The 4864-nt window shown below is 41.3% G+C and carries 5 protein-coding genes; 2 read left to right on the top strand and 3 right to left on the bottom strand.

The genetic code is table 11. The features are described 5' to 3' along the window. Positions 1–777 (top strand): phosphoserine phosphatase SerB (serB, locus tag VIH09_RS02695; RefSeq protein ID WP_331577622.1); only part of this gene is annotated, 777 nt, incomplete at its 5' end. Positions 778–860: 83 nt separating this feature from the next. On the opposite strand, the gene VIH09_RS02690 is transcribed toward serB, so the two are convergent. Together VIH09_RS02690 and VIH09_RS02685 are read right to left on the bottom strand one after the other, a co-directional pair. Further along, positions 861–1010, bottom strand: coding sequence for a hypothetical protein (locus VIH09_RS02690; RefSeq protein ID WP_331577620.1), 150 nt, complete (start codon positions 1008–1010; stop codon positions 861–863). Next, a complete protein-coding gene (locus VIH09_RS02685; protein WP_331577618.1) occupies positions 1011–2537 on the bottom strand; it encodes a GH3 auxin-responsive promoter family protein in 1527 nt (508 codons plus the stop codon). A gap of 187 nt (positions 2538–2724) precedes the next feature. Here VIH09_RS02685 and VIH09_RS02680 point away from each other — a divergent pair, with 187 nt between their 5' ends. Continuing rightward, positions 2725–3519 (top strand): DUF2797 domain-containing protein, encoded by a 795-nt coding sequence (locus VIH09_RS02680; RefSeq protein ID WP_331577616.1) that lies wholly within the window; start codon positions 2725–2727, stop codon positions 3517–3519. A gap of 42 nt (positions 3520–3561) precedes the next feature. Here VIH09_RS02680 and VIH09_RS02675 read toward each other — a convergent pair. Next, positions 3562–4864 (bottom strand): AsmA-like C-terminal region-containing protein (locus tag VIH09_RS02675; RefSeq protein ID WP_331577614.1); only part of this gene is annotated, 1303 nt, incomplete at its 5' end.

Raw genomic sequence — 4864 nt, 5'->3', positions numbered from 1 at the left:
CAATTATCCGTGGCGGGCACTATCGTCGATAAAACGTATATGACCGCCAGTTTTATGGAAATTTCCAGAACTTTAGATGTGGATATCTCTTTTCAGGAGGACAACATGTACCGCCGAAACAGACGTTTGGTGTGTTTTGATATGGATTCTACTTTGATTCAGACAGAAGTGATTGACGAATTGGCTGATCTGGCTGGCGTAGGCGAGCAGGTGAGAGCCATCACAGAATCGGCCATGAACGGGGAGATCGATTTTAGCGAAAGCTTCAAACAGCGCATGGCTTTGCTCGAAGGTTTGAGCGAAGACGTGCTGAAAACGGTTGCCGAAAACTTGCCAATTACGCAAGGGGCGCACCGCTTGATGAAGGCTCTGAAATATTATGGATACAAAACCGCTATTTTGTCGGGAGGGTTTACCTACTTTGGGAATTACCTGCAAAAGGAATTGGGGATTGATTACGTTCATGCCAATGAACTGGAAATAATAGACGGAAAATTGACGGGTAAATATTTGGGCGAAATTGTCGACGGCCAAAAGAAAGCCGAATACCTGAAGGCCATTGCAGAAAAAGAAGGCATTCACATCAACCAAACTATTGCTGTGGGCGACGGAGCGAACGATTTGCCTATGTTGAACTTGGCAGGTTTGGGTATCGCTTTTCATGCCAAACCAACGGTGAAGGAAAGCGCTTCGACTTCAATCTCAAGCCTCGGTCTGGACGGAGTTTTATATCTTTTGGGTTATCACGACAGGCATATCGATATGATGGAGGACTAAATCCACAAAATACTGTTACAAGCCTTGGTTCTTCTTGAATTGAGGCTTTTTTTATGCAATCTCGTTTTTACTTATTTTCTGTTCTAAACCTTTTCGGAAGCTGTTTTTTGAGGTTTTTCGACTGCTTGTTTTTCTGGACTTTGACAAATTCCCCTTGCGCCACAGCGCATTCTGTGTGGTCCGCAGGAGGCCAGCATAGAAAGAGCGAACAGTAGTGGGAGTATTTTTCTCATTTATAGTATTACTTTAAGCTGCATGTTTTTTAACTGCTCCAAATAGTCTCGCTGGTTAGATAGTCTTGGTATTTTGTGCTGCCCGCCCAGTTTGTTGCGGTCTTTCAGCCAGTCGTAAAACAAATTTTCGCGCGCTATGTTTATGACTAACGGATTAAGGGTCATGTTATTGTGTCTTTTCGCCTCGTAATCGGAATTCACTGATTGTATGCTTTCATCCAATACCTTTTGAAACAAGGCCATGTCCGTCGGTTTCTTTTTGAATTCGATCATCCATTCGTGTGCGCCTTTCTCGCGGTCTATCATAAATATGGGGGCGACGGTATAATCCACTATTTCGGAACGGGTGACTCTGCACGCTTTGGCAATAGCGTGATCCGTATTTTCGACCATCAACTCCTCGCCGAACACATTGATATGATGTTTTGTTCTGCCCGTTACCCTAATTCGGTAGGGGCTCAACGAAGTGAAACGTACGGTGTCACCAATCAAATAACGCCACAAGCCTGAATTGGTGGTGATGACCAAGGCGTAATTTTTAAACAACTCCACGTCCGTCAAAGGAATGGTCTTTTGCTCCGCGGTTCCAAAAGTGTCCATCGGGATGAACTCATAGAAAATGCCGTAATCCAACATCAACAACAGGTCCTCGGAATTGTTGAGGTCCTGGATAGCAAAAAATCCTTCGGATGCATTGTATATCTCGTAATATTTAAAATCCCTTTTAGGGAGCATTTTTTTGTACTGTTCGCGGTAAGGCTCAAAACTTACGCCGCCATGAAAATAGACTTCCAGATTAGGCCAGATTTCAAGCAGATTCCCTTTACCCGTATCCTCAAGCATTTTATTCATCAATACAAGCATCCAGGAAGGGACACCCGCAAAACTGGTGACGTTTTCTTTTTTGGTTTCGTTGATAATCGCTGCAATCTTGGTTTCCCAGTCACTCATCAGCGAAATCCGGTTGCTTGGTGTGCTGCTGAACTCAGCCCAAATGGGCATGTTTTCAATTAAGATGGCTGATAAATCGCCGAAAAAAGTATTGTTGTCTTCGTATATTTGGGAGCTTCCGCCAAGGCGAAGGCTTTTTCCAAGAAAAAGTTGTGAGTCTTCATTGTTGTTTAAATACATGCACAATAGGTCTTTACTCCCCTTGTAATGGCAATCCTCCAATGCCTCGCTGCTCACCGGGATAAACTTACTTTTTGCGTCGGTGGTCCCGCTTGATTTTGCAAACCATTTTATTGGGGTTTCCCAAAAAACATTTTGCTCTCCTTTACGGGTCCTTTCGATCAGCGGTTGCAATTCTTCATAAGTGGAAATCGGGATTCTGTCGGCAAAAGTAGCATAGGAATTTATCGTGGCGTAATCGTACTCTTTGCCTAAAACAGTGTTTTTTGATGACTGTATTAAATTCATAAGTAATTCTTCCTGAACCTCATTAGGGTATTTTAGGAAAAGTTCGATCTGATGGATTCGCTGTTTCAAAACCCAAGATGCAAATGAATTAAGTAATTGTATAGGCATTTTTTAGGCGTGGATTTTAGAATTAGGATTTTGGAATCAGGATTTGAATATCAAATAACAAATACTAACTTTACAACGTTATCAAAAATAGTAAAAAAATCTAGTATTCCTAATAAACCATGCCAATTCGGGGTTTAAAAAATGATCTTGTTTCGAATGGGAATCCTAAAAGTCAAAAATATAATTTATGCAATACGAAGGAGTACTAACAAAAATGCAAACTGAATTTGGTAATCCGATTCAATATTATCTGGTTTTTGAAGACAGTTTTTTGAATGTGAATCAATTACTAAATAAAAATATTGAAATCAATTTTTCAGGTTACCAATGTTTGAATTGTGGGAAGAAGAAAAAAATATTCCGTCAGGGTTTCTGTTACGATTGTTTTTACTCCAGCGCATCAGTCGGGGATTGGATTATGAAGCCTGAATTGAGTACCGCCCACCTTGGAATTCAAGACAGGGATTTGGCATATGAGGAGAAAGTGCAGTTGCAGCCCCATATTGTTTACTTGGCTTTGTCAAGCGAAGTGAAAGTAGGGGTGACCAGGAAAACGCAAGTGCCCACAAGATGGATTGATCAAGGCGCGATTAGAGCCGTTTCGATAGTTGAAGTTCCCAATCGATATTTGGCCGGAGTTACCGAGGTAGCCTTGAAAAACCATTATGCCGATAAAACAAATTGGCGTAAAATGTTGACCAATTCTATCGAGCATATAGACTTGTTGGAAGAAAGATTAAAGCTCGAAAAGGTACTGCCAACAGAAGTACAGGAATATTTCTTTTTGAACAAAAATGATTTGTATGAAATGCATTACCCCGTTTTAGAGTATCCCGCCAAAGTGAAAAGTCTAAGCCTCGAAAAAACGCCGACTTTCGAAGGTAAATTAACAGGCGTCAAAGGGCAATACTTGATGTTTGAAGATGGAACAGTCTTTAATATTCGCAGTTCCGAGGGATATGTCGTGAGGATTTCAGTATAATAAAACATCCCAAAAGTAATTTACTTTTGGGATGTTTATTTGTTAGGGTGTTTTAGGTTCTTCGGCTGCAGGCTGTTTCTTCTTAAACAATCCATTCAGCAAATCTGAGGCTTTCGTTTTTACTTCTTCAACCGCTTTTGTTTTGACCTCTTCCTTGGTTGCGGGAACAGCCGTTTTTGCGGTGTCGGCGGGTTTCTGGTTCTTAGTGATGTAATCACTTAAAGCGGAAGTTCCTTGATTTAACAATCGCTGCTTTTGTTGCGCCACCAATTGGTTGGTCAGGTTAGTGACCGCACTTTTTATATCGGTAGTAATTTTTGGATGGCTGAAATTTCCCGTAAGGACAGCGTTAATGGGAATGCTTTTCATTTTTTCGGCATCAGCGGGAGATAACCTTGCAATTAGCGCATTTGCCTCCGTTCCCAGATATTTCGCCGGAACGTCAAATTTCAGATTGTAATTCATCTTTTGGTTAAACCCATGGCTTCCCCCAATAGTCGCTTTTATATCCTTATACTTGATGTCAAATGGTTTTACGTTTACCATTCCGTCCTTGAAGGTTATTGCCGCTTTCAAGTTGTTTAAATCAATCTTGCTGACGTCAATAAATTTCAAGTTGGAACCCAATGCAGTCAACAAGGTCGAATTAGTTGAGTTTAGGGTGGTGGAAAGCAATTGTCCCAACAGATCACCAGTCAGCGTTTTCAGATCGGGGCTCATCGTTTTTTCGTTAAGAAACCCATTCAGTTTTATGGTCGAATTCAATTTTCCATTGATGATTCCCGCAATTGGCGCAAGCTTTTTCAGCATGTCCAGTTGGGTAAACGATTGCGCAATGTCTACTTGGTTCAGTCCCAGATTCATTTCGAAAGTAGGGGTTTTTCCTTTGGTTGAAACGGCACCGTTCAATCCGATCGTACCACCAAAAATGGAACTTTTTATGTTTTCCATCGTCAGCTTTTCGTCTTTGACAATCAGTTTTCCGGAGACATCCTTCAAGGTTAAATTGTCATACAGCACGGTATTTGCTTTTGCGGTTAGCGAGCAATTCAAGAAGGCAGGGATTTTCATGGCTTCTGTTTTTTTGGCGTCTGTTTTACCGTCCTCTTCCGTGGTCATGAAATCACTAACGGCCAATTGGCTTGAATTCAGATTAAAATCCCCTTTCAATTCTTGGTTTTTAAAGATGAAACCATAAAAATTCTCCAGTACTCCAGTTACGCTAATGTCGCTTTTTCCCGTTGTCGCGTCGAATTGCTTCAAATTGACCTGACTGGGATTGAATTGCACCAAAGCATTGCTGATGTTCATGGTCTTGCCATTTTCATCAGCATATTCAAAGTCG

It is taken from the genome of Flavobacterium sp., assembly GCF_036515215.1.
Lineage (GTDB): Bacteria > Bacteroidota > Bacteroidia > Flavobacteriales > Flavobacteriaceae > Flavobacterium.
The sequence above is the reverse complement of the archived record's forward strand: the minus strand, read 5'-3'. Positions and strand labels throughout refer to the sequence as shown.